This is a genomic window from Enterobacter cloacae complex sp. SYL003, assembly GCF_049236925.1.
GTDB lineage: Bacteria > Pseudomonadota > Gammaproteobacteria > Enterobacterales > Enterobacteriaceae > Enterobacter > Enterobacter intestinihominis.
Window position 1 is genome coordinate 173,466 of the sequence record NZ_JBMKJK010000002.1, and the last position, 24,634, is coordinate 198,099.

A 24,634-nucleotide genomic window follows, 5' to 3' on the forward strand; every position below is an offset into this window, starting at 1 on the left:
GTAAAATATTTAGACTGTTTTTGTTGCAATTAACGTCATTTTCTATACCTCACCTCAATCCAAATCAATAAATAAGTCCATAAATAGACCTAAACTTGATTCGTCCAATTAATAAACTTATTATCGATCCGGTCAATAAGACGATGGTTAAATAGATTACCCGGATTAATGAATAGAAAAATTTACAATAATGTAAAAATATTTATGATTGCCCTGGCGCTAAGCCTGATTGCGATCCCCTTTTCCCGTTATATCTCTCCGCGCGCTATCGTTAACGAAAATGATGTTTATTTAGCGTGGCTGCCCTTAAGCGCCATGCTCGCCATCGTGTTGTTATTTGGACGACGGGCAATCATTCCTTTGTTGCTAAGTTTTAGTGTTACTAATGCTTATTACTTTGATTTAGCCCCGCTACAATCTATCGTTTTATTATGTTGTCAGACGTTTTCCGTCTTCGCCGCCTGTGGCGTTATCCGTTTGATGCTGGGCAAGCGCTGGCGCCACAGCATGCCGAATAAGTACATTGGTATACGTATTTTATGGCTCGGATTTATGGTGCCTGTGGGCATCAAATTATCGATGTATCTGGCGGGGTATTTATTTGATTTCCCGGTAACAATCTCCTCCTATTTCGGCGAAGGCTCTGCAATTTATAACGTTATCGATATTCAGAGTCTGATTTGCGCCGCCCTGATTTTCACCATGATGTTCTATTATCCATTAAGAATGATTATTAATCCTCGCTATGCCCGAACATTCTGGCGGCGAAGCGTGAAGCCCCTCTTTTGCAACAAAAAAGCGTTATTTATCGTTGTGTGGCTGATGCTGTTGGTCTCAATGATCGCTATTTTATGCGCGCCTTTTGAGTCGCAGTTTATTGCGGGTTATTTGATGCCGACCGTTTTCATTCTTTTTACCCTGGGTATTGGTCGTTTGAGCTATGCGCTCATCTCTTTATTCTGGGCAGCCTCAGCGCTCATGTTGTTGACCTATAATTATAATTTTCTCAATGGCGTTGAATCGGGCCACTCGCTCTCCTTTATTCTGTCGGTACTCATCTCTTTCGCTATCTGCCTGCTTTACATGTCGCAGATCTATCAGAAAAGTGAATGGCTGAAACAGGGGTGGCAGGAGAGGGCGCTTACCGATCCGCTCACCGGTCTGCCTAACATTCGTGCGCTGGAAGTTTTTCTACAGCATCATCCTGAGGCCAAAGTCTGCTGCTTGCGTCTGGATAATCTGGAATTCCTGAGCCGTCACTACGGCATCCTCATGCGCGTGCACTGTAAAAAGATGATCACCGCGTCGCTGCAGCCGTTATTGCAAAAAGACGAGAAGCTCTTCCAGTTACCAGGCAGTGAACTGATGTTGGTCTTGCTGGGACCGGGCACGGCTGAACGTCTGCAATTTATGGTTGACCATCTGAACAGCCGTAAAATTATCTGGAACAAGACTGAGCTCGACATTGAGTTTGGTGCCTCCTGGGGGGAAGTGCCAAATGGAGAAAGCGTGCATCACACGCTGGGTCAGTTGAGCTGGCTGTCCGAGCAGTCCTGTTCCGGGCATAACGTCCTTGCGTTAACCAACAGTCTGGATGATGTTTCTGGTCATACGACTGACAGGGTGCTAATGCTGGCCCGTATAAAACGCGCCCTTGATATCGGTGGTCTCCATCTTTACGCGCAGCCAATTCACAACGCGCGCGGAGAAGGGTACTTTGAAATCCTTTCGCGTCTTGAAAGTGATGGTGAGATCATCACCCCTGACCGCTTTATTCCGCTGATTGCTCAGTTCAACCTGAGCCACCGATTCGACCTGAACGTGGTGGAAAAATTGCTGATGTGGATGCGCAGTCATCCATCCGGACGGGCCGGAACGCGGTTCTCCGTTAATCTGATGCCGCTGACGCTGATGCAGAACGAGATTGCAGCTGAGATCATCGCGCTTTTTGAACGCTACGCCGTTGCACCGCAAGATATCGTCATTGAGATCACCGAGGAACAGGCTTTCTCTGACTCGGGAAGCAGCATCAACAATATCCAGCAGCTGCGGGATTATGGCTTCCGCATTGCTATCGATGACTTTGGTACCGGCTATGCCAACTTTGAGCGCCTGAAGCGACTGGAGGCCGATATCATTAAGATCGATGGCTGCTTCGTGAAAGATATCTGCACCGACAGCATGGATGCGATGATCGTGCAGTCCATTTGCAACATGGCAAAAACGAAATCGCTTTGTGTGGTGGCTGAATATGTGGAATCGGCTGAACAACGCGAGATGTTGCTGCGATACGGCGTTGATTATTTGCAGGGCTATTTGATTGGTAAACCACTGCCCCTGACGGCGCTGGAGACATAAAAAAACCGGGAGCGATGGCTCCCGGTTTTCATTGAGCGGTATGGATTACAGCACCAATGCTGCGATAGAGGCAGACAGGACGCTCACCAGCGTTGAACCGTAAACCAGCTTCAGGCCAAAGCGAGAAACGACGTTACCTTGCTCTTCGTTCAGGCCTTTAATCGCACCAGCGATAATACCGATGGAAGAGAAGTTCGCGAAGGAGACCAGGAAGACGGACAGGATCCCTTCCGCACGCGGGGAGAGCGTGCTGGCAATCTTCTGAAGATCCATCATCGCCACGAATTCATTGGATACCAGTTTCGTTGCCATGATACTGCCCACCTGCAACGCTTCGTGAGCGGGCACACCCATTACCCAGGCGACCGGGTAGAAGATATAGCCCAGAATACCCTGGAACGAAATACCAAGTACGGCCGCAAACAGGGCGTTCAGCGCAGCGATCAGTGCGATAAAGCCAATCAGCATCGCGGCAACGATAATCGCAACCTTGAAACCCGCCAGAATGTATTCACCCAGCATTTCGAAGAAGCTCTGTCCCTCGTGCAGGTTTGACATCTGAATGTTCTCTTCGCTGGCATCCACGCGGTACGGGTTAATCAGCGAAAGAACAATAAAGGTGCTGAACATATTCAGAACCAGCGCTGCAACCACGTATTTAGGTTCCAGCATAGTCATATACGCGCCCACGATAGACATGGAAACGGTAGACATTGCTGTCGCCGCCATGGTGTACATGCGGTTACGGGACATCTTGCCGAGGATATCTTTATACGCAATGAAGTTCTCAGACTGACCCAGGATCAGCGAGCTGACTGCGTTAAAGGATTCCAGCTTGCCCATGCCATTAACTTTCGATAACAGGAAGCCGATTGCACGGATAACCACCGGCAGAACACGAATGTGCTGGAGGATCCCGATCAGGGCAGAGATGAAGACGATAGGGCAGAGCACTTTCAGGAAGAAGAAGGCCAAACCCTGATCGTTCATGTTGCCAAAGACAAAGTTAGTCCCGTCGTTGGCAAATCCGAGCAGTTTTTCGAACATTTCGGAGAAGCCTTTCACGAAGCCGAGGCCTACGTTGGAGTTCAGGAAGAACCACGCAAGTAAAACTTCAATGACCAGCAGCTGGACAACATAGCGAATACGAATATTTTTGCGGTCAGTGCTGACCAGCAATGCGAGTGCAGTAACGACAACGAGTGCCAGGACAAAATGAAGGACGCGGTCCATATTTGCTCCAAATATGAGGCAGGTTTAATTTCCGTGCACATTCTATGTAACAAGCACAAAGAAAACGAGATCAAGCCCACACTATAGTTACATCCTGTGACGAGTCTCAAAAATAGTGATCAACAATACATTTTTGTTATGTTAGGTAAATGAGTGAAAAGTTAAGTTTGTGTGCTACGCTTCACAAATGTCTGCGCATTTTCACATTCTGTGACCTTGCTCCACCTGCCTGTCCATTGTCCCTGGCTATCAGAGTAATCATGTTAACCATTACAAATGAACTTGATAATCATTCTCATTTTGATAGCATAAAACATAGCACAGGCTATATTTCCAGAGGCAGAAATGACGAATAGTCGCGTAGAGAGTAGCAGCGGCAGGGCGGCACGCAAGCTGCGGTTCGCATTAATGGGACCTGCATTCATTGCCGCGATTGGCTACATCGATCCGGGTAATTTTGCGACCAATATTCAGGCCGGGGCCAGTTTCGGCTATAAGCTGCTGTGGGTTGTGGTGTGGGCCAACCTGATGGCGATGCTGATTCAGATGCTTTCCGCGAAGCTGGGTATTGCCACCGGGAAAAACCTGGCGGAGCAAATCCGCGATCACTATCCGCGTCCGGCGGTATGGTTTTACTGGGTCCAGGCGGAAATTATCGCCATGGCCACCGATCTCGCCGAGTTTATCGGGGCGGCGATCGGCTTTAAGCTTATTCTGGGCGTCTCCCTGCTACAGGGCGCCGTGCTGACCGGTATCGCCACGTTCCTTATTTTGATGCTCCAGAGGCGGGGACAAAAACCGCTGGAGAAAGTCATCGGCGGCCTGCTGCTGTTCGTCGCTGCCGCCTATATTGTTGAGTTGATTTTCTCCCAGCCGAATCTGGTGCAGTTGACGAAAGGGATGGTGATCCCGTCGTTACCCACCTCTGAAGCCGTATTTCTGGCCGCCGGGGTCCTGGGGGCGACCATTATGCCGCACGTAATTTATCTGCACTCTTCTTTAACCCAAAATCTGCACGGCGGGACGAGTAAAGAGCGCTACTCCGCCTCGAAATGGGATGTGGCAATTGCGATGACCATTGCCGGATTTGTGAATCTGGCGATGATGGCGACTGCCGCCGCCGCGTTTCACTTTAACGGGCATACCGGGGTTGCCGATCTCGACCAGGCGTACCTGACGCTGGAGCCGTTGCTGAGCCATGCCGCTGCCACTATTTTTGGTTTAAGCCTGGTTGCTGCGGGACTTTCCTCTACGGTTGTGGGGACACTGGCCGGGCAGGTGGTGATGCAAGGGTTCGTACGTTTCCATATTCCACTGTGGGTTCGCCGTTCGGTAACGATGCTGCCTTCCTTTATTGTAATTCTGATGGGGCTGGATCCGACCCGCATTCTGGTGATGAGTCAGGTGCTGCTGAGTTTCGGTATTGCGCTGGCGCTGGTGCCGCTCCTGATATTCACCAGCAACAAATCGCTGATGGGCGATCTGGTGAATTCGACGTGGGTGAAACGCGCCGGGTGGGCCATTGTGGTCGTGGTGGTGGCGTTAAACATGTGGTTGCTGATAGGCACAGCCGCAGGCCTGTAAAAGAAAAAGGAGCCGTGAGGCTCCTTTTTGCTGTTAATGGTGATGGCCGTGACCGTGACCTCTGCCTTTTCCGTGACCCCTGCCGCCACGGCGGTCGTCACGATCGTTCCAGCCTTCGCGGTAGCCGCGCTCGTAGGCCTTACGCTTATCCCAGCCACGGTGATAGCCGTTATCGTGTTTCCACCAGCGGTTTTTACGCCACTCATAATGTCGGTGCCAGTAGTCACGGTCGCGCCAGTAGCCACCGTCCCAGTATCTGCCGTAGTCATCACGATCGCCAATTTGTAATTTAATCGATGGCAACAGGGTGATTTCGCCCGCATTGGCGACCAGCGGGGCCGAAGCCAGTAGTACCGCTGCAAGAATCAGTGACCTGAACATACTCTTTCTCCTTCACGATCGGGGCCGCTGTGCGACCTGTTAACGCAATTTTACGAGTTGGTAAACATTCGTTTCATCGCCTCAACTCCTAAATCATGAACGAGAGCACTTTTTGCTAAAAGTGTTTTTAATCTGAACTGGACAGGATCGCTTCTATCGTCTTCAGCTCTTCTGCGGAGAAATGACGATTTTCAAGCATGCCTGCAGCATCTTCAATTTGTCCGGTCTTGCTTGCGCCGATGAGCACGGATGTCACCGCATCGTGGCGCAGGATCCAGGCCAGTGCCATTTGCGAAAGCTTTTGCCCCCGTTTTTCCGCCAGCGCATTCAGCTTGCGTACCTTTTCCAGCTTTTTGTCGGTGACCTGTTCCGGATTAAGGAACTTACTGCCGCTTGCTGCGCGAGAATCTGCCGGGATGCCGTTCAGATAGCGATCGGTCAACTGTCCGCCCGCCAGGGGAGAGAAGGGGATACATCCCACCCCATTTTGCTGCAACACGTCCAGCAACCCCTCTTCAGGCGCACGTTCAAACATGGAGTACTTCGGCTGGTGGATTAGACAGGGCGTGCCCAGATCCTCCAGTATTTCAATCGCCTGCCGCGCCAGTTCCGCCGGGTAGTTGGACAGGCCGATGTACAGTGCTTTGCCCTGGCGCACCACATGGTCAAGCGCTTTCATCGTTTCACGCAGCGGCGTTTGTGGATCGGGGCGGTGATGATAGAAGATATCAACGTACTCCAGCCCCATACGCCTGAGGCTCTGGTCCAGGCTGGAAATCAGATATTTACGCGAGCCCCAGTCGCCGTAAGGCCCGTCCCACATGGTGTAGCCCGCTTTGGTGGAGATGATTAGCTCATCGCGCCAGGGCAGGAAATCCTCCTGCAGGATGCGCCCGAAGTTGCGTTCGGCTGAACCAGGAGGTGGGCCGTAATTATTGGCAAGGTCAAAATGTGTAATACCCAAATCGAAGGCGCGCTGTAAAAGTTGACGGCTGTTTTCGAGCAGCGTCGCGTCGCCAAAATTATGCCAAAGCCCCAGCGAGATGGCGGGAAGCTTGAGGCCGCTTTGTCCACAGCGGCGATATTGCATTGTCTGGTAACGATTTTTGTCAGGTTGATAACCCATGAGCGAGACCTCTGGCGCTGGAAAGAAAAATCAGTGTATGCGTTTACACTAACCTGAAGAAAATGAGCATAGCTCAGCTTTTTTCGTAAAGCATTCTTTCCAGCCCCTGAATGTCGCCAATTCTGGACACCCTTCACGCTTATTTAATACTCAGAGTGAGGTCAACGTCAGAAGGACACCTATAATATGCGTACCCCCTATTGCGTCGCCGATTACCTGCTGGACCGACTAACAGATTGCGGTGCCGATCATCTGTTTGGCGTGCCGGGCGACTATAACCTGCAGTTTCTCGACCATGTGATAGACAGCCCGGACATCTGCTGGGTGGGCTGCGCCAACGAGCTGAACGCGTCTTACGCCGCAGACGGCTATGCCCGCTGTAAGGGATTTGCCGCACTCCTGACGACTTTCGGCGTTGGGGAGTTAAGCGCCATGAACGGTGTGGCGGGCAGCTTTGCCGAACATGTCCCCGTGCTCCATATTGTGGGGGCTCCGGGTATGGCGGCGCAGCAGCGAGGAGAGTTACTGCACCACACCTTAGGCGACGGCGAGTTCCGCCATTTCTACCACATGAGCGAACCCATCACCGTTGCACAGGCGGTGCTTACCGAACAAAACGCCTGCTATGAAATTGACAGAGTCCTGACCACCATGCTGCGGGAGCGCCGTCCGGGCTACCTGATGCTGCCCGCCGATGTGGCGAAAAAAGCCGCTACGCCCCCTGTAAGCGCTCTCACTCTTAACTCCGCACCGGCCGATTCAGCCTGCATGCAAGCGTTCCGTGAGGCTGCCGAAAAGCGTTTGTTAACGAGCAAACGCACCGCGCTGTTAGCGGACTTCCTGGTGCTGCGCCACGGTTTGCGCGCGGCCCTTCAGACGTGGGTGAAAGAGGTGCCGATGGCACACGCCACCATGCTGATGGGCAAGGGCATTTTTGACGAACGACAGAGCGGTTTTTATGGCACCTACAGCGGATCGGCGAGCGCCGCGGCGGTCAAAGAGGCAATCGAGGGGGCTGATACGGTGCTGTGCATTGGCACGCGCTTTACCGATACGCTCACAGCCGGGTTTACCCACCAGCTGACGCCAGATCAGACGATAGAGGTTCAGCCCCACGCGTCCCGCGTCGGCGACGTCTGGTTTACGGGTATCCCGATGAGGGAGGCCATTGAAACGCTGACAGCGCTGTGTAAAACGCATGTGTGTGATACGCGAGCGCCATCTGATCACAGCAGCTCTTCTTTCCCCACTATCGAAGGGGCGCTGACTCAGGAGAGCTTCTGGCGTACCCTGCAAACGTTTATTCGCCCCGGAGACATTATTCTGGCTGATCAGGGGACGTCTGCTTTCGGCGCTATCGATTTGCGTTTACCGGCAGACGTGAACTTTATCGTCCAGCCGCTTTGGGGATCGATCGGCTACACGCTCGCGGCGGCGTTTGGCGCGCAAACAGCGTGTCCGAACCGACGCGTGATTGTCCTGACGGGTGACGGTGCCGCGCAGTTGACCATTCAGGAGCTGGGATCGATGCTGCGCGACAAGCAGCGCCCGATTATTCTGGTGCTTAACAACGAGGGATACACGGTTGAGAGAGCCATCCACGGGCCGGAGCAGCGCTATAACGATATTGCCCTCTGGAACTGGACGCAGATCCCGCAGGCGCTGAGCCTGGCGCCAGAGGCAGAATGCTGGCGCGTCAGCGAAGCGGAAACACTGGCTGAGGTGCTGGATAAAGTAGCACACCACGAGCGACTATCGCTGATCGAGGTGATGCTGCCGAAAGCCGATATTCCGCCGCTGCTGAGCGCGCTGACCAAAGCGCTGGAGGCGCGCAATAACGCCTGATTACCTGTCGTTTCGCCATGCCATCAACATCGGTTTGCCCGCCAGCAGGAGCCAGGCGGGCAATATCACGATACAAAGGAGCGGCAGAAGCGTGGTATCCGGCACAACAACGGCCGCCATAAACAGACTCAGCCATGCATCGCGCGTTACCACCAGTACCAGCCCCAGAATGGAGCAGGAGACGGTAATCGCCGCAGGGACAGCGTCGACGTGCTCATGCAGCATCAGCCCCAGCGCGACGCCAACAAATACCGCCGGGAAGATCCGTCCTCCCCGGAAACCACAGGCTGCAGCGATCACCAGCGCCGCCAGTTTTACCAGCGCGAACAGCAGATAATCGGAGACGCCAAAGACCTGGCTGAAGGCCAGCTGCTGCATCTCGTCCAGACCCTTAAACAGCGTAACCGTCCCGCCGATAGCGCCTAAAACGCCCAGAATAAAACCGCCCATACCCAGAATCAGCACCGGATGCTTCAGCCTGTGCATCAGACGATGCAGGCGCGGAAGACACCACACTGCGATCATTCCCAGCGCAATGGCTATCGCGACGACGACGGCACCGCTGACAATATCGGTGAGTTGCATCTGGCCATAGTGGGGGATGGGGAGTGAAAAATGAGGATGGAAAAACAGGCTGGTCGTGAGGGCCCCTGCTGCGGCGGCCATCAATGGCGCAAAGAGTTTATCCCACAGCGGCACATCATTGTCGCTGCTGAGCGTTTGCGAAAAGATGAGCGCAGCCGCTATTGGGGTACCAAACAGTGCCCCGATGGTACCGGCGGAAGCCAGAATCGTCCAGTCCAGCGCGCCAACGCGCGGGAAAAGACGCGCTCCCAGAAAGACCGCCAGCGCGATATTAACCGCCATAATGGGATGTTCAGGCCCGAGGCTTACGCCGCCCGCAAGACCGATAATCAGCGCGATAACAAGCCCCGGCAGAGCAGAGGGAGATACTGGCGCACCAATCAAGGGTTCCAGTGCCGGGTCCGGCCCGGCATGGCCCGGGCTATAGCGGATCACCAGACCTACGGCAATTCCGGTCAGGGTCAGCATCATCATGATCCACCCTGGCGAGTCAGTGCTGATGCCAAGTTTAACCGGCAGCGCGGTCCATAAAATCGTTTGCAGCACTGCCGCTACTTTCATGACGACGATGAGCACCAGGCTCGACGCTACGCCAATAATTAGCGCCGGGACAGCCAATAACAGCATGGTTCTGGCTCGCGGATGGAGCATGATGATTTCCTTGTACAAAACGGCTTAACGTTACTTTGCACAATCAGCATTGTGGCAATAGTGCAAAAGGTGCTGAAACGGTAAAGTTATTATGTGACGAAGATCGATAATCCATGGGCAGTCACCTTCTGGTCGTTGTTGTTATCACGCCTTGAATTTACAGTGTCCCAAAGATTTATTCTGACTTTAGCGGAGCAGTAGAAGAATGACAAAGTATGCTTTGGTAGGTGATGTAGGCGGCACCAACGCGCGCCTTGCCCTGTGCGATGTAAACAGCGGTGAAATTTCTCAGGCGAAAACCTATTCAGGGCTGGATTACCCAAGCCTGGAAGCGGTAGTTCGCGTCTATCTTGAAGAGCATAAAGTGAGCGTTGAAGACGGTTGTATCGCCATCGCCTGTCCGATCACCGGCGACTGGGTGGCGATGACCAACCACACGTGGGCCTTTTCAATTGCCGAAATGCGGAAAAACCTCGGCTTCTCGCACCTTGAAATTATCAACGATTTCACTGCGGTTTCCATGGCTATCCCAATGCTTAAACCTGAGCATCTGATTCAGTTCGGCGGTACGGCCCCGGTTGAAGGCAAACCCATTGCTGTTTACGGTGCCGGAACCGGTCTGGGGGTGGCGCACCTGGTCCACGTCGACAAACGCTGGGTCAGCCTGCCGGGTGAGGGCGGCCACGTGGATTTTGCGCCGAACAGCGAAGAAGAGGGCATTATTCTTGAGGAGCTACGCGCCGAGATTGGTCACGTGTCGGCCGAGCGCGTGCTTTCTGGTCCGGGTCTGGTGAACCTGTATCGGGCGATTGTAAAATCAGACGGTCGTCTGCCGGAAAATCTGCAGCCTAAAGATGTGACCGAACGCGCGCTGGCCGACAGCTGTATTGACTGCCGTCGTGCTTTGTCGTTGTTCTGCGTCATTATGGGGCGTTTCGGCGGCAACCTGGCCCTGAATCTCGGCACCTTTGGCGGGGTCTATATTGCGGGCGGGATCGTGCCGCGCTTCCTCGATTTCTTTACCGCCTCCGGTTTCCGTGGTGGCTTTGAAGACAAAGGCCGCTTCAAAAGTTACGTGCAGGACATTCCGGTTTACCTGATTGTCCACGACAATCCGGGCTTGCTTGGCTCCGGGGCGCATCTGCGTCAGGTACTTGGCCAGATCCTCTGACATCCGTCTCCCTCTCCTGCGGGAGAGGGAACGCGCTACAGGTGCATGAGCTGGCGGAACGCTTTCACTCTGCTGCGGCTTACCGGCACCTGAAAATCCAGATCCTTTAGACGCAAAATATAGGTGTTATTAAACCAGGGTTCGATCTCGCGGATCTTGTTCAGATTGACGCAGAACGAGCGGTGGCAGCGGAAGAAGTGCGCTGACGGGAGTTTGTTGCAAAATTCGGTGATGTTCATCGCCATTACGTAGGCCTCACGCCGCGTATAGACAAACGTCATTTTTTCGTGCGCTTCAGCATAGTAAATATCGTCGACAGGCGTGACGATGATCCGTTCGTCCTTCACCAGATTAATGGTGTCGTTTTCACGCGCTACCGGACTGGCACTGGTGGGCAGCGACTGCTGCTGCCATGCGGCTTCCAGCTTATGCAGCATGCTGATAATACGTGACTCCTGATACGGCTTGAGAATATAGTCAAACGCCTCCAGCTCGAAGGCTTCCACGGCATGCTCTTTCCACGCGGTGACAAACACAATAAACGGCTTATGGGCGAACTGATTGATATTTTGCGCCAGCAGAACGCCGTCCAGAGACGGAATATTAATATCGAGAAAAATCGCGTCGACCCGGTTATGCTGCAAAAATTTCAGCACGTCCAGACCATCCTCAAAACAGCCAACAATCTCCATCTGGCTGTGGGTTTTGATAAGCCAGCTCAACTCCTGCTGAGCCAGAATTTCATCTTCTACGATGATGACTTTCATCTGTTACTCCGGCCTACGGCAACAAGGATATGGGGGCATTAACGGGCGTTCGTTCGTTCGGGACATAAAAAGCAATCTCGGTGCCCGGCTCAAGGCGGTGAATGTGCAGCCCGTCACCGTACAGCAGCTTGACCCGGTGGTGTACGTTCAGGAGCCCGATTTTATTTCCCGGCATTTCGTTTGATTCGACGCGCTCGATCACTTTTGGATCGATGCCGTGTCCGGTATCGCGCACGGCGATTCGCACGCGGTTACCGCTTTCCGTCACGCTAATCGTGACCACGCCTTTTCCTTTACACGGCTGAATGCCGTGAACAATGGCGTTTTCCACCAGCGGCTGGATCAGCAGGCTTGGGATCACGCAGTTGACCTCTTCATCAATATCGTAAATGACCGTCAGCTTATCGCCAAAGCGTGCCTGCTCAATCGCGATGTAATCCTTGATTTGATACAGCTCTTTTTTGATGTCGATCTGCTCGTCGTCTTTTAACTCAATGTTGTAGCGCAGATAGCGCGACAGATTAAAAATCAGCTGCCGCGCGGTATCCGGATTAAGACGAATGGAAGAGGAGATAGCGTTCAACGCGTTAAACAGGAAATGGGGATTGATCTTGCTTTGCAGGGCACGCAGCTCTGCCTTATTTGCCATCTCGCGCAACTGCTCCGCACGCGAAACTTCGAGTTGGGTGGAGATAATCTGCGACAGGCCAATCGCCATCTCCTGGAGCGAGGAGGTGATTTGGTGCGCATGGCAGTAGTAAATTTTCAGCGTCCCCGTGACCACGCCTTTTTCCCACAGCGGGATCACCAGCATTGAGTGGATCTCTGGCGTCCGGTGGGCTTCATCATTGTTTTTAATGATGATTTTTCCGTAGTTAATCGCCTGTCTGGTGGTCGGGCTGATGGTATCGTCGCTGTCGCGATAATTGTGCTCACCGACGCCAACATAGGCCAGCACGTGGTCAATATTGGTGATGGCGACCGCATCGGCGTGAATATCCCGGCGGATGATATCGCAAACCTGACGTAAAGATTCGGTGTTAACGTGTCGGAAAAGCGGCAGCGTTTTGTTGGCAATATCCAGTGCCAGCTTCGCCTGACGCGCGGCGCTGGCCTCTTTTTCGCCTTCCACGCTTTGCACCAGCAGCACGATAAAGCCTATACAGACGCTACCGAGGATCATCGGAATACCGATCTTCGAGACGATATCCAGCCCCAGCGCAGTGGTCGGTGCCCAGACGACGACCAGGATCATGGTCAGCGTTTCGCAGACCATCCCCGCGATTATCCCCGCACGCCAGTGCTGTTTTTTCGGGATTTTGCGGTTAATCCAGCCGGAGAGTACCCCGGCAATAATGCTGGTGATAAAGCAGGGGACTGCCGTCACGCCGCCAATATCAATCAGGTATCGATGGGTGCCGGCGATAATGCCTGTGATAATCCCGACCCAGGGACCAAAGAGGATCCCGCCTGACATTACGGCGATGATGCGCACGTTCACCAGCGAGCCTTCTACCGGCACGCCGGACCAGGTGCTGAACAGGGCAAACATCGAAAAGATAAACGTAACGGCCAGCAGCTCTTTTGGCGAGTGGGCAGATTTATGCAACAGTTCGCGAAACAAGCGGATGCGGATAAGGAAAAAGAGACAGATCAGCATTAATGCCGCGCGGTCGAACACCGCCAGGAGCATATTGAAGATTTCGTGCACGGTCAGGCCTGGGAAAACGGGAAAAATCTATGATAGAAAACATAGGGCCAGATGACCAGCTATCCATCAGATTTATCAAATGGGGAAAAACCATAATTCTCAAAGGGGATTGCTGGCTTTTGACTGAAAGTCGCTGCTTTTTCGTTTGGGGAGAAGCGTCGGGTAACGATACTGAAAATATTGTGTTAAATCGCAGCGCTTAAAACTGCCTGATCACGATAAGAGTTCCGCTTTTCACTGCAATCGCATTCCCGTTTTAGCGCAATATATTGTTTTGCCGTTATCCCCTCGACAGCGTCTTTTTCTTCAGGTTATTTTCTAAGCATGCCACACGGGTGGCAGCGTCGCTCGGACGGTCCGGGCGCTAACGTGACTCTGAGGAATCTATGGCTGAATTCAGTCCTGAACGCCGTTTTACGCGTATCGATCGTCTCCCCCCTTATGTTTTCAATATCACTGCTGAACTGAAAATGGCTGCGCGTCGGCGCGGTGAAGACATTATCGATTTCAGTATGGGTAACCCTGACGGCCCAACGCCGCCGCATATCGTTGAGAAACTCTGCACAGTTGCCCAGCGTCCCGATACCCATGGGTATTCAACCTCACGCGGCATTCCACGCTTGCGTCGGGCGATCTCCCGCTGGTATCAGGATCGTTATCAGGTGGATATCGATCCTGAAAGCGAAGCGATTGTGACCATTGGCTCCAAAGAGGGGCTGGCCCACCTGATGCTGGCGACGCTCGATCACGGCGATACAGTCCTGGTGCCGAATCCGAGCTACCCAATTCATATTTATGGGGCGGTGATTGCTGGCGCGCAGGTGCGTTCTGTCCCACTGGTGGAAGGCGTCGACTTCTTCAACGAGCTGGAACGGGCGATTCGTGAAAGCTATCCGAAGCCGAAAATGATGATCCTCGGTTTCCCGTCCAACCCAACGGCACAATGCGTCGAACTCGAATTCTTTGAGAAAGTGGTCGCGCTGGCTAAGCGTTACGACGTGCTGGTGGTACACGATCTCGCCTATGCTGATATCGTTTATGATGGCTGGAAAGCGCCGTCAATTATGCAGGTACCGGGTGCCCGTGATGTGGCGGTTGAGTTTTTCACCCTGTCGAAAAGCTACAACATGGCGGGCTGGCGAATTGGATTTATGGTGGGAAACAAAACGCTGGTGAGCGCCCTGGCGCGTATTAAAAGTTACCATGACTATGGTACGTTTACGCCATTGCAGGTCGCGGCCATCGCGGCGCTGGAAGGGGATCAGCAGTGCGTGCTTGATATTGCCGCCCAGTACAAACGCCGCCGTGATGTGCTGGTAAAAGGGCTTCACGAAGCGGGCTGGATGGTTGAAATGCCTAAAGCTTCCATGTACGTCTGGGCGAAAATCCCCGAGCCGTATGCGGCGATGGGATCTCTGGAATTTGCCAAAAAACTGCTTCAGGACGCGAAGGTTTGCGTTTCTCCAGGCATTGGCTTTGGTGACTACGGTGACACGCATGTGCGTTTCGCGCTGATCGAAAACAGCGACCGTATCCGTCAGGCTGTGCGGGGGATTAAAAGCATGTTCCGCGCGGATGGCCTGCTTGCAGTTAAGAGCGTCGTGGAACAACCCGAGTCGTAACGGACACCAAAAAAACAGGCGCCAACGGCGCCTGTTTTTTTGACTGCATTTTCTTAACTAGATCATCAGAGCAAACGTTCCGGCCCAAACTAAAACAATAACCGAAATGCCCATAAAGAAATATTTCACGTTTCATCGCTCCGCGTATCTTCCGGTACGCATTAAAAAAACAGAGTCCAACTGAGTATAGAGAGTTGAAATCATGCGAAAGGGGAAATCGGAATTATCCCGTTACGTCGCTAACTTCAGCTCTGAATTCTGTGCTTTCCTGTCGCCAGACGGCGCTAATGTACGCCTAAATTTCAGGAGTGACAAGAGGCATTTTTTTAAATAATTTCCGATACTTACGAGTGTCGTGGAACGGCGACAGTTTGATTTCGGTACGCAATAAATGCCTGTTGAGCGACGGTCGAAAAAAGCCGTTACGCACTGCGATTACAGGTGCTTGAAAAGGTTAGTTTCTTAGCGAAACTAACCTTCGAAAGGGGTTAGATATAAAGTGAGGCTTCGCCCAGAGGGCGGGTTTTAAAGCGGCGGTGCATCCACAGATACTGCTCAGGTGCTCGCATAATCTCAAACTCAATCACCTTATTGATAAAGGTCGCGGCTTCACTCTCATCCTCAGGATAGTTCGCCATCTCCGGTGAGATATGCAGACGATAGCCTGACTTATCCGCTTTTCTGACCATGGTCACCGTTAACATCGAGGCGCCAGAGAGACGTGAAATCACAAAGGTACCGTTCGTCGTAGCGACATCTTTAACCGCAAAGAAAGGGGCAAAGCTGCTGCCTTTAGGGCCGTAGTCCTGGTCCGGGGCAAACCAGACGGCTTCACCTTTTTTCAGGGCGCCAACCATACCGCGCAGATTGTTACGGCTGATCATCGCCTTATTTGAACGCATGCGGCCCCGCGTTTGTACCCATTCCATCAGTGCGCTGTTATGCGGGCGATAGGTTGCCATCATCGGCTGACAAAGACCCATAACGCGGCCGCCCAGCTCAAGCGACATAAAATGCACACCCACAACCATCACGCCGCGTTTTTGCATCTGGGCATGTTTGAGGTTATCCAGACCTTCAACGTCAAACCATTTACGGACACGCTCGTCTGGCCAGAACCAGGCCATACCGGTTTCAAGCAACGCCATACCGATAGATTTAAAGTTTTCAGCGATCAGCGTTTCACGCTGCTGCGCATTGTAATGCGGAAAGCAAAGTTCAAGATTTTTTCGGGCAATGGACTCGCGACGCTTAAGAAAGTGACGCGATGCGCTGCCGAGCTTCGAACCCAGGAAGCGAATCACGGGATAAGGAAGCTGGACCAGCAGCCAAAGTACGCCAAGGCCGAACCATGTAAACCAGTAGCGCGGGTGCAGAAACGCCCGCTGAAATTTGGATTGAGACAAAATAGTGGAACCTTTGTAAAGCCTGTGAAGGTAGCGCAGACTTCGCGATACCACGTGCCATTGAGACCGTAGGACGAGGTCATGGTTGCAGGCTTTACCGTTCTTTACGACGTTGCCTGGCCATTGCTGACTTGGGTGGGCGGCTTAATGTAGCACCGTTATACAATATGAGCTATTACTCGTTTTTGCTTAAAAAAGCGGCAATTGCAAAGCGGATTGATAAATCAGGGATTATAGGGGGAAATTAAAAGTGTCCCCTGCAGGAATCGAACCTGCAACTAGCCCTTAGGAGGGGCTCGTTATATCCATTTAACTAAGGGGACGAAGCGGCAAGAGTATAGCGTTATTTACACTTCTCGTTAAGCGCATTGCCGCCTGACTGGTCAAAGAGTCGCCGTTCACGCCGATTTTTCGGCAGTTTTATCCTTTTTTTCCTGAGCCTTAAGTTCGGCCTTACGCTTGTTGGACATGTCGTTACGGATTTGCGCATGGCTCAGCAGTGCAAAGATAAAAGTTCCGCCACAAATGTTGCCTGCGAGAGTAGGCAGGGCGAACGGCCAGAAAAAGTCGCTCCAGTGGAGTGTGCCGTTAAATACCAGATAAAGGATTTCAACGGTCCCGACAACAATGTGCGTGGTATCGGCGAGTGCGATAAGCCAGGTCATTAGAATAATCACCACGATTTTCGCGCTGCCCGCTGACGGGAACATCCAGACCATAGTGGCGATGATCCAGCCGGAGATAATGGCATTAGAGAACATTTCAACCGGCGTATTTTTCATTACATCCATGCCAATCTTCACGAATGCGTCGCGGGTCGGTTCATCAAAGATTGGCATATACTCGAAGGCCCAGGCTGCAACGCCCGTACCGATCAGGTTCCCCAGCAGCACGACGCTCCACAGGCGCATCAGTAAACCAAAATTACCAAGGGTCGGATTTTGCATGACGGGCAGTACGGCAGTGACGGTGTTCTCCGTGAAAAGCTGCTGTCGCGCCATAATGACGATAATAAAGCCGAACGTGTAGCCTAAATTCTCCAGCAAAAAACCGCCCGGCACGCCTTCCAGCTGAACGTGAAATATACCTTTGGCGAGCAGAGAGGCACCCATCGACAGACCGGCTGCGATGGCCGACCACAGCAGGGCCATTGCATCACGCTCCATCTCCTTTTCGCCATCCTGGCGAATATGCTCATGAATGGCCATGGCGCGCGACGGCAGGCGATCCTCATCGACTTCTATCTCTTCTCCCCGGTCTTTCTCCTCACTTTCAATCTCATGTTCCTCATTGTTCTCGCCAATTTTTTCTTCGTTAATATCTTTCATAACTGCTCCTTCGGGGTAATCGCTCATTTAAGCGTAGCGGCTTTTGGCGCCTTGCCCGTGGGGAAGCTCTTAAATTGCTGAAAATGGCAATAAAGGTGAGACATCTCTTTCAAAGCCAATATAAAATTGCCAGCGAAACGAATTCTTAAAGACAGGCTATGCTGAAATTAGCGTGATGACGCGAGCGGGTCGTCATTGTCCTCGTAGACATCGGTAAGCGTGCTGTTACAATCACTTGCACGTTTCAGGCGGAGCCTCACAGGCTCCGTCACAGATGGCATTCAACGATAGCCATATTGAACAGGGAGAAATATATGAAGCTTCGGCTGTCGGCGCTTGCGCTGGGCGTAACGATGCTTGTGGGCTGCGCCAGCTCTGGCGAGCAAACGGGACGCTCCGATCCTCTCGAAGGATTTAACCGTTCAATGTACAACTTTAACTATAATGTGCTGGATCCATATCTGGTTCGTCCGGTTGCCGTGGCATGGCGTGACTACGTTCCGCAGCCAGCGCGTAACGGGCTGAGCAACTTTACCAGTAACCTGGAAGAGCCAGCGGTGATGGTGAACTACTTCCTCCAGGGCGACCCGTATCAGGGGATGGTGCATTTCACCCGTTTCTTCCTGAACTCTCTGCTGGGTATGGGCGGCTTAATAGATGTCGCAGGCATGGCGAACCCGAAATTACAGCGTGAACAGCCGCATCGTTTCGGCAGCACACTGGGGCATTATGGCGTAGGTTATGGGCCGTATGTGCACCTGCCATTCTACGGCAGCTTTACCGTGCGTGATGATGGCGGCGACATGGTAGATACGCTGTATCCGGTGCTGTCATGGCTCACCTGGCCGCTGTCGATTGGTAAATGGACCGTGGAAGGGATTGAAACGCGTGCGCAACTGCTGGACTCTGACGGTCTGCTGCGTCAGTCTTCCGATCCGTACATCATGGTCCGCGAGGCCTATTTCCAGAACCATGACTTTATTGCCAACGGCGGTAAGCTGAAGCCGGAAGATAATCCGAACGCGAAAGCCATCGAGAACGAATTAAAAGATATCGATTCGGAATAAATAAAAAAGGTGAGCGATGCTCACCTTTTTTAATCGTGTTGGGATTAGAACGCGTAGTTGAAGTTGGTACCAAACAGCCAGGCTTTACCTTCAGAGGTAAACTCGTAAGGGCCTTCCTGGAAGGTCACTTTCTGTCCATGCATGTACGACACGCCCGCGTCGATAGAGGCATTCTCGTTGAACGCGTAGGTTGCCCCCGCACTTACCCAGAAACGGTCCTGATCCGGAATGGAGATAGAACGCTTATCTGCCGGTACCGGACTGTCATCAAATGCCACGCCGGTACGGAACGTCCAGTTGTCATCCATATAATAGGTCGTACCAAGTGCGATACGGTAAGCATCGTGGAAGCTTTCGTCTTTATAGAACAGCGTCTGGCCGTTGCTGCCGGTGGCTTTCAGCTCCTGGAACTGGCTCCAGCTGGTATACGCGAGGCTGTAGTGAATAGCCCACTGCGGCGCAACGCGGTTATAACCTGACACTTCCCACATTTCTGGCAGATGCAGTGACAGTGAACCCGGTACGGTTTGATTCGAGGTACCCCATGGAATGGTGGTGCCTGCGCCCGGTACCATACCGTTGACTGGGCTCAGGATGCCGCTTTTGTAATCGCCATCGAAGTCAATCTTCACTTCTGAGCGGTAGGTCAGACCCCAGCGGTTGTTTTTATCCAGTTCATACAGGATACCGGCGTTCCAGCCGTAACCCCACTCGTCACCTTTCAGGCTGGCAATTTTATTGCTGTTTTTCGGCAGCGCAGCAGTTTGCTCCCCGGAATAACGCTCGATTTTTGCATCAGCGTAGACAGCATCAAAGCCCAGACCAAAGCTCCAGTTATCGTTCAGACGATATGCGCCGCTCAGGTTAAGGTTCAGGGTCGTCAGGTCGGTTTTACCGCCGTATTCCCCGGCCGGGTAGTTGTTATTGAACTCCGTTGCCAGGCCATAGTTAGAGGTGACAGAGGCACCCCAACCAAACTGTTCATTGATTGGCGCAACAAAGTGCAGGTTAGGCACCCACGCCGTTGGTGCAATGTTATCCGCCTTCAGATCTGCGCCGGTATACTGAGATTTGCCAGAAATGTTGACATCAGGATCGATGTAAACCGCACCGGCAGAGAAGGTAGGGCGATCAAACATCATGATAAGCGCCGGGTTACGGCTTGCGTTGCCTGCGTCATCGGCAATCGCACCTTCCCCGGAATACGCACGGCCAAGGCCAGAGGAAGAAAATTCGTTTAACTGGAAGCCCGCTGACCAGGCGGACGTTGAGACGATTGCCACTGCAACTGCTAAAGCAGTTTGTTTGAACAGGGTTTTCTGGCTCATGACCATAACCTCATTGAGTTATTTTTATTCAATAATTGTTACATACCGTAACAGGAGCGCGAAGTGTAGGGTCTGAGGTATGACATACAAATCAGACCAGTGGCGAGAGTATAGGTCTGACCAGCTGGGATGTTGCAAGTTTGTTTATTAATATTTTCAAACATGTTTCATGAAACGAGATCTGGTTGGCAAAATTGTGACCAGTACGATTCATCCGAAAAGGTGAATTTTGTTTTAGATCATTTTTTAGTGTGATATTGCTCACTTATCCGGTTTTGCGCCATTAACGGCTGGAGGGGGCTCGTCCGGGGGCGTAAAATAGTCGCATCGTGTTTATCTCGCGCGCTGCGCGAATACAGAGGAAATTGAGCTATGAGTAAATGCAGTGCTGATGAAACCCCGGTTTGCTGCTGTATGGATGTTGGCACCATTATGGACAACACCGATTGCACCGCCTCTTACAGCCGCGTATTCCCTAACCGTGCTGAAGCGGAAGAGACGCTGGCCGCGCTGAGCCAGCGCGCGCGTGAAGTCGAATCCGATCCGTGTGAAATCAAATCCACCTTCACGGAAGTGGAAGGCGGCGTGCAGCTGGATATCGACTTTGTGTTCGCCTGCGAAGCAGAAACGCTGATCTTCCAGTTAGGCCTGCGTTAATTCCTGCGGTCTGGTGCCCTCACCCCAACCCTCTCCCACGGGAGAGGGCGCAAACACTAAAAACGGTAACCTACGGGTTACCGTTTTGCTTTTACCCTGGGCATTTTCTTTTTCTTCTCTGTGCCTTAGCTCGCAATTTTTCGGTTCCCCGATTGGCTCAATGTAAAAAAATAGTTAAGACTATTATCAGGTCAGACCACTTAATGTGCGCGCAAAATTTTTTTACAGGGGAGTGTTATGAGTCAGGCATTACCGCTTATCACCCGACACGGTGACCGCATCGCCATTGTCAGCGGGTTACGTACGCCGTTTGCACGTCAGGCAACCGCGTTTCACGGTATACCGGCTGTCGATCTGGGAAAAATGGTGGTGGGGGAGATGCTGGCTCGCAGCGAGATCCCGCCAGAGGTTATTGAGCAACTGGTTTTCGGCCAGGTGGTACAGATGCCGGAAGCACCCAATATCGCGCGTGAAATCGTGCTGGGTACCGGCATGAATGTTCATACCGACGCCTACAGCGTCAGCCGCGCCTGCGCTACTAGTTTCCAGGCGGTGGCGAACGTGGCGGAAAGCCTGATGGCGGGGACCATTCGCGCGGGAATTGCCGGCGGCGCTGATTCCTCCTCCGTGCTGCCCATCGGCGTCAGCAAACAGCTGGCCCGCATTCTGGTGGATGCCAACAAAGCTCGCACTACCGGTGCAAAGCTTAAACTCTTCTCGCGTTTACGCCTGCGCGACCTCATGCCTGTGCCACCTGCCGTTGCTGAATACTCCACCGGCCTGCGCATGGGCGATACAGCCGAGCAGATGGCAAAAACCTATGGTATTACCCGCGAACAGCAGGATGCGCTGGCGCATCGCTCGCATCAGCTGGCAGCGAAAGCCTGGTCGGAGGGCAAACTGACCAACGAAGTGATGACCGCCTATGTACCGCCTTACCGGGAACCGCTCGCGGAAGATAACAACGTTCGCGGCACCTCAACCCTGGCAGATTACGCAAAACTGCGCCCGGCCTTTGACCGTAAACATGGCACCGTTACGGCGGCTAACAGTACGCCGCTGACGGACGGTGCCGCCGCCGTGATCCTGATGACGGAATCCCGGGCGAAAGAGCTGGGTATTACACCGCTGGGCTATTTGCGCAGCTACGCCTTTACCGCCATCGATGTCTGGCAGGACATGCTGCTCGGACCGGCCTGGTCCACGCCGCTGGCGCTGGAGCGCGCGGGGCTAACGCTCTCCGATCTCACGCTAATTGATATGCACGAAGCCTTTGCCGCACAAACGCTGGCAAACGTGCAGCTTATGGCGAGCGAACGTTTTGCCCGCGACGTGCTGGGCCGCGCACATGCCACAGGCGAAGTGGATCAAAGTAAATTCAATGTGCTGGGTGGCTCCATTGCTTACGGTCATCCGTTTGCAGCGACCGGGGCGAGAATGATCACCCAGACGTTGCACGAACTGCGTCGCCGTGGCGGCGGTTTTGGCCTCGTTACCGCCTGTGCGGCGGGCGGTCTGGGCGCAGCAATGGTTCTGGAGGCTGAATAATGGAAACGACATCTGCATTTAACCTTGCTGTTCGCCTTGATAACGTGGCCGTTATCACCATTGATGTGCCCGACGAAAAGATGAATACCCTGAAGGCGGAGTTCGGCGTTCAGGTGCGTGCAATGCTCAGACAGATCCGCGAAAACAAAGCGATACGTGGCCTGGTATTTATCTCGGCAAAGCCGGATAACTTTATTGCCGGGGCCGATATCAACATGATTGCCCGGGCGACAAGCGCTCAGGAAGCAGAAGATCTGGCGCGTCAGGGGCAGCAGGTGATGGCGGAGATCCATGCGCTGTCGATACCCGTTGTCGCTGCGATCCACGGGGCTTGCCTGGGCGGCGGGCTTGAGCTGGCGCTGGCCTGCCACAGTCGCATCTGTACCGACGATGCGAAAACCGTACTCGGACTGCCTGAAGTACAGCTTGGATTGCTGCCCGGTTCAGGTGGCACGCAGCGCTTGCCGCGGCTGGTGGGCGTCAGTACTGCGCTGGAGATGATTTTAACCGGTAAACAGCTGCGCGCCCGTCAGGCGTTAAAGGCGGGTCTGGTTGATGAGGTCGTTCCGCACGCAATCTTGCTTGAGGCTGCCGTTGAGCGGGCGCTGAAAGGTCGTCAGGCGAAACGCCCCCTGCCGGTGCGTGAGCGTATCCTCGCCGGGCCGCTGGGGCGCACGCTGCTGTTTAATATGGTGGGTAAAAAAACCGAGCAAAAAACCAGAGGGAATTATCCGGCAGGGACGCGCATTCTGAAGGTGATTGAAACCGGTTTATCCCAGGGCAGCAGCAGCGGTTATGCCGCGGAAGCGAAAGCGTTTGGCGAGCTGGCGATGACGCCGCAGTCGCAGGCGCTGCGCGGCATTTTCTTTGCCAGCACGGAGGTTAAAAAAGATCCGGGCAGTGAAGCTGAACCGGCTCCGCTGCGCGCCGTTGGGGTTCTGGGTGGTGGGCTGATGGGCGGCGGCATCGCGTTTGTCACCGCCAGCAAAGGCAAATTGCCCGTACGTATCAAAGATATCAACCCAAAGGGTATCAACCACGCGTTGCAGTACAGCTGGCAGAACCTTGATCGCAAAGTGAAACGCCGCCATATCAAGGCCAGCGATCGCGATAAAACCCTCGCGATGATCACTGGCGCCACCGACTACAGTGGGTTTGCACACCGCGATCTGGTGATTGAAGCCGTGTTCGAAGATCTGGCCCTTAAGCAGCAGATGGTAGCGGACGTTGAACAGCATTGCGCGCCGCACACCATTTTCGCGTCAAACACCTCGTCTTTGCCGATCGGCGACATCGCGGCGAAAGCCATGCGCCCGGAGCAGGTGATAGGGCTGCACTATTTCAGTCCTGTCGAAAAAATGCCGCTGGTGGAGGTTATCCCTCATGCCACAACCAGCCCGCAAACTATTGCCACCGTGGTGAAGCTGGCGAAAAAACAGGGCAAAACTCCTGTTGTGGTCGCGGACAAAGCCGGCTTCTACGTCAACCGCATTCTGGCGCCGTATATTAACGAAGCGATGCGGTTGCTGACGGAAGGGGAGAAAATTGAGCACGTCGATGACGCCCTGGTGAAGTTTGGTTTCCCCGTCGGCCCAATCCAACTTTTGGATGAGGTAGGAATTGATACGGGGACTAAAATTATCCCTGTGCTGGAAGCGGCTTATGGCGATCGTTTTGCGCCGCCTGCAAACTTTGTTTCCGCAATTTTGAAGGACGATCGCAAAGGCAGAAAAAATGAACGCGGTTTCTATCTTTACGCCGCGAAAGGGCGTAAAAGCAAGAAACAGGTCGACCCTTCGGTTTATGCGCTTATTCCTGTCACGGGTCAGGGAAAACTGTCGGCGGTTCAGTGTGCTGAGCGCTGCGTGATGATGATGCTCAATGAAGCGGCGCGCTGCTTTGGTGAGCAGGTGATCAAAAGCGCGCGCGACGGCGACATCGGTGCCGTGTTTGGTATCGGTTTTCCGCCATTCCTTGGCGGCCCGTTCCGGTATATGGATACCCTCGGGGCGGGTGAAGTGGTTGCGATCCTGCAACGTCTGGCCTCGCAATACGGTCCACGGTTTACACCTTGTGACGAATTATTGCAGATGGCGGAACGGCGTCAGACATTCTGGCCCGCAAGGGAAACTGATTGCGTAAACTGAAGTCAAAGAAGGGTAAATCCTGAGGTGATGGAACCTGTTCTGGCGAAATTGTAAACAGAGATTGACTATACTTACGCCATTGAGGTAAAAAACAGCGTTTCATTCACCGAATGGATCAG

General features: G+C 53.2%; 19 protein-coding genes and 1 tRNA gene. 9 read left to right on the forward strand and 11 right to left on the reverse strand.

The window, feature by feature from the left end; genetic code table 11:
• Positions 1-168 precede the first annotated feature (168 nt).
• Positions 169-2,358, forward strand: a complete 2,190-nt coding sequence (locus ACOT1A_RS03405; protein WP_022648935.1) for an EAL domain-containing protein — start codon at positions 169-171, stop codon at positions 2,356-2,358.
• 45 nt (positions 2,359-2,403) lie between these two features.
• Here the strand turns inward: ACOT1A_RS03405 and nupC are convergent, their stop codons facing one another.
• Positions 2,404-3,591, reverse strand: a complete 1,188-nt coding sequence (gene nupC / locus ACOT1A_RS03410; RefSeq protein WP_022648934.1) for a nucleoside permease NupC — start codon at positions 3,589-3,591, stop codon at positions 2,404-2,406.
• 345 nt (positions 3,592-3,936) lie between these two features.
• Here nupC and ACOT1A_RS03415 point away from each other — a divergent pair, with 345 nt between their 5' ends.
• Entirely contained in the window at positions 3,937-5,175 is a 1,239-nt protein-coding gene (locus ACOT1A_RS03415) for an Nramp family divalent metal transporter (RefSeq protein ID WP_023300656.1), read from the forward strand.
• A gap of 33 nt (positions 5,176-5,208) precedes the next feature.
• On the opposite strand, the gene ypeC is transcribed toward ACOT1A_RS03415, so the two are convergent.
• Positions 5,209-5,556 carry a DUF2502 domain-containing protein YpeC gene (gene ypeC, locus ACOT1A_RS03420; protein ID WP_022648932.1) on the reverse strand — a complete coding sequence of 116 codons (348 nt, stop codon included), beginning with the start codon at positions 5,554-5,556 and terminating at the stop codon, positions 5,209-5,211.
• 127 nt (positions 5,557-5,683) lie between these two features.
• Positions 5,684-6,682 (reverse strand): L-glyceraldehyde 3-phosphate reductase, encoded by a 999-nt coding sequence (gene mgrA / locus ACOT1A_RS03425; protein ID WP_045308677.1) that lies wholly within the window; start codon positions 6,680-6,682, stop codon positions 5,684-5,686.
• 186 nt (positions 6,683-6,868) lie between these two features.
• On the opposite strand from mgrA, the gene ipdC reads away from it, so the two are divergent.
• Positions 6,869-8,527, forward strand: a complete 1,659-nt coding sequence (ipdC, locus tag ACOT1A_RS03430; RefSeq protein ID WP_276169894.1) for an indolepyruvate decarboxylase — start codon at positions 6,869-6,871, stop codon at positions 8,525-8,527.
• Here the strand turns inward: ipdC and ACOT1A_RS03435 are convergent, their stop codons facing one another.
• Positions 8,528-9,763 (reverse strand): ion channel protein, encoded by a 1,236-nt coding sequence (locus tag ACOT1A_RS03435; protein WP_276169893.1) that lies wholly within the window; start codon positions 9,761-9,763, stop codon positions 8,528-8,530.
• A 205-nt stretch (positions 9,764-9,968) separates the two neighbouring features.
• Between ACOT1A_RS03435 and glk the strand changes: the two genes are divergently transcribed.
• A complete protein-coding gene (gene glk, locus ACOT1A_RS03440; RefSeq protein WP_022648928.1) occupies positions 9,969-10,934 on the forward strand; it encodes a glucokinase in 966 nt (321 codons plus the stop codon).
• 35 nt (positions 10,935-10,969) lie between these two features.
• Here glk and ACOT1A_RS03445 read toward each other — a convergent pair whose 3' ends face one another.
• The gene (locus tag ACOT1A_RS03445; RefSeq protein ID WP_023300652.1) at positions 10,970-11,701 is read right to left on the reverse strand and encodes a LytR/AlgR family response regulator transcription factor; all 732 of its coding nucleotides are present in this window, start codon (positions 11,699-11,701) and stop codon (positions 10,970-10,972) included.
• 13 nt (positions 11,702-11,714) lie between these two features.
• Positions 11,715-13,412 carry a sensor histidine kinase gene (locus tag ACOT1A_RS03450; protein WP_022648926.1) on the reverse strand — a complete coding sequence of 566 codons (1,698 nt, stop codon included), beginning with the start codon at positions 13,410-13,412 and terminating at the stop codon, positions 11,715-11,717.
• A 386-nt stretch (positions 13,413-13,798) separates the two neighbouring features.
• Here ACOT1A_RS03450 and alaC point away from each other — a divergent pair, with 386 nt between their 5' ends.
• The gene (gene alaC / locus ACOT1A_RS03455; protein WP_023300650.1) at positions 13,799-15,034 is read left to right on the forward strand and encodes an alanine transaminase; all 1,236 of its coding nucleotides are present in this window, start codon (positions 13,799-13,801) and stop codon (positions 15,032-15,034) included.
• Positions 15,035-15,091: 57 nt separating this feature from the next.
• Here alaC and ypdK read toward each other — a convergent pair whose 3' ends face one another.
• The 4 genes from ypdK to ACOT1A_RS03475 form a co-directional block, all read right to left on the reverse strand.
• Positions 15,092-15,163 (reverse strand): membrane protein YpdK, encoded by a 72-nt coding sequence (ypdK, locus tag ACOT1A_RS03460; RefSeq protein ID WP_099458937.1) that lies wholly within the window; start codon positions 15,161-15,163, stop codon positions 15,092-15,094.
• 359 nt (positions 15,164-15,522) lie between these two features.
• Entirely contained in the window at positions 15,523-16,443 is a 921-nt protein-coding gene (gene lpxP, locus ACOT1A_RS03465; protein WP_168713920.1) for a kdo(2)-lipid IV(A) palmitoleoyltransferase, read from the reverse strand.
• Positions 16,444-16,691: 248 nt separating this feature from the next.
• A tRNA-Arg gene (locus ACOT1A_RS03470) sits at positions 16,692-16,763 on the reverse strand.
• A 75-nt stretch (positions 16,764-16,838) separates the two neighbouring features.
• Entirely contained in the window at positions 16,839-17,768 is a 930-nt protein-coding gene (locus tag ACOT1A_RS03475; protein ID WP_022648872.1) for a formate/nitrite transporter family protein, read from the reverse strand.
• Between the two features lie 314 nt (positions 17,769-18,082).
• On the opposite strand from ACOT1A_RS03475, the gene mlaA reads away from it, so the two are divergent.
• Complete coding sequence (mlaA, locus tag ACOT1A_RS03480) at positions 18,083-18,835, forward strand: phospholipid-binding lipoprotein MlaA (RefSeq protein WP_022648871.1); 753 nt, start codon at positions 18,083-18,085, stop codon at positions 18,833-18,835.
• A 44-nt stretch (positions 18,836-18,879) separates the two neighbouring features.
• On the opposite strand, the gene fadL is transcribed toward mlaA, so the two are convergent.
• A complete protein-coding gene (gene fadL, locus ACOT1A_RS03485; RefSeq protein ID WP_022648870.1) occupies positions 18,880-20,163 on the reverse strand; it encodes a long-chain fatty acid transporter FadL in 1,284 nt (427 codons plus the stop codon).
• A gap of 372 nt (positions 20,164-20,535) precedes the next feature.
• On the opposite strand from fadL, the gene ACOT1A_RS03490 reads away from it, so the two are divergent.
• From ACOT1A_RS03490 to fadJ, 3 genes are all read left to right on the forward strand, one after another.
• Complete coding sequence (locus tag ACOT1A_RS03490) at positions 20,536-20,820, forward strand: YfcZ/YiiS family protein (RefSeq protein ID WP_003861368.1); 285 nt, start codon at positions 20,536-20,538, stop codon at positions 20,818-20,820.
• Between the two features lie 237 nt (positions 20,821-21,057).
• Entirely contained in the window at positions 21,058-22,368 is a 1,311-nt protein-coding gene (gene fadI, locus ACOT1A_RS03495; RefSeq protein ID WP_022648868.1) for an acetyl-CoA C-acyltransferase FadI, read from the forward strand.
• Positions 22,368-24,515: a fatty acid oxidation complex subunit alpha FadJ gene (fadJ, locus tag ACOT1A_RS03500; protein WP_276169892.1), complete on the forward strand. Its 2,148-nt coding sequence runs from the start codon at positions 22,368-22,370 to the stop codon at positions 24,513-24,515. Before fadI ends, fadJ begins: the two co-directional genes overlap by 1 nt.
• Positions 24,516-24,634: the final 119 nt, after the last annotated feature.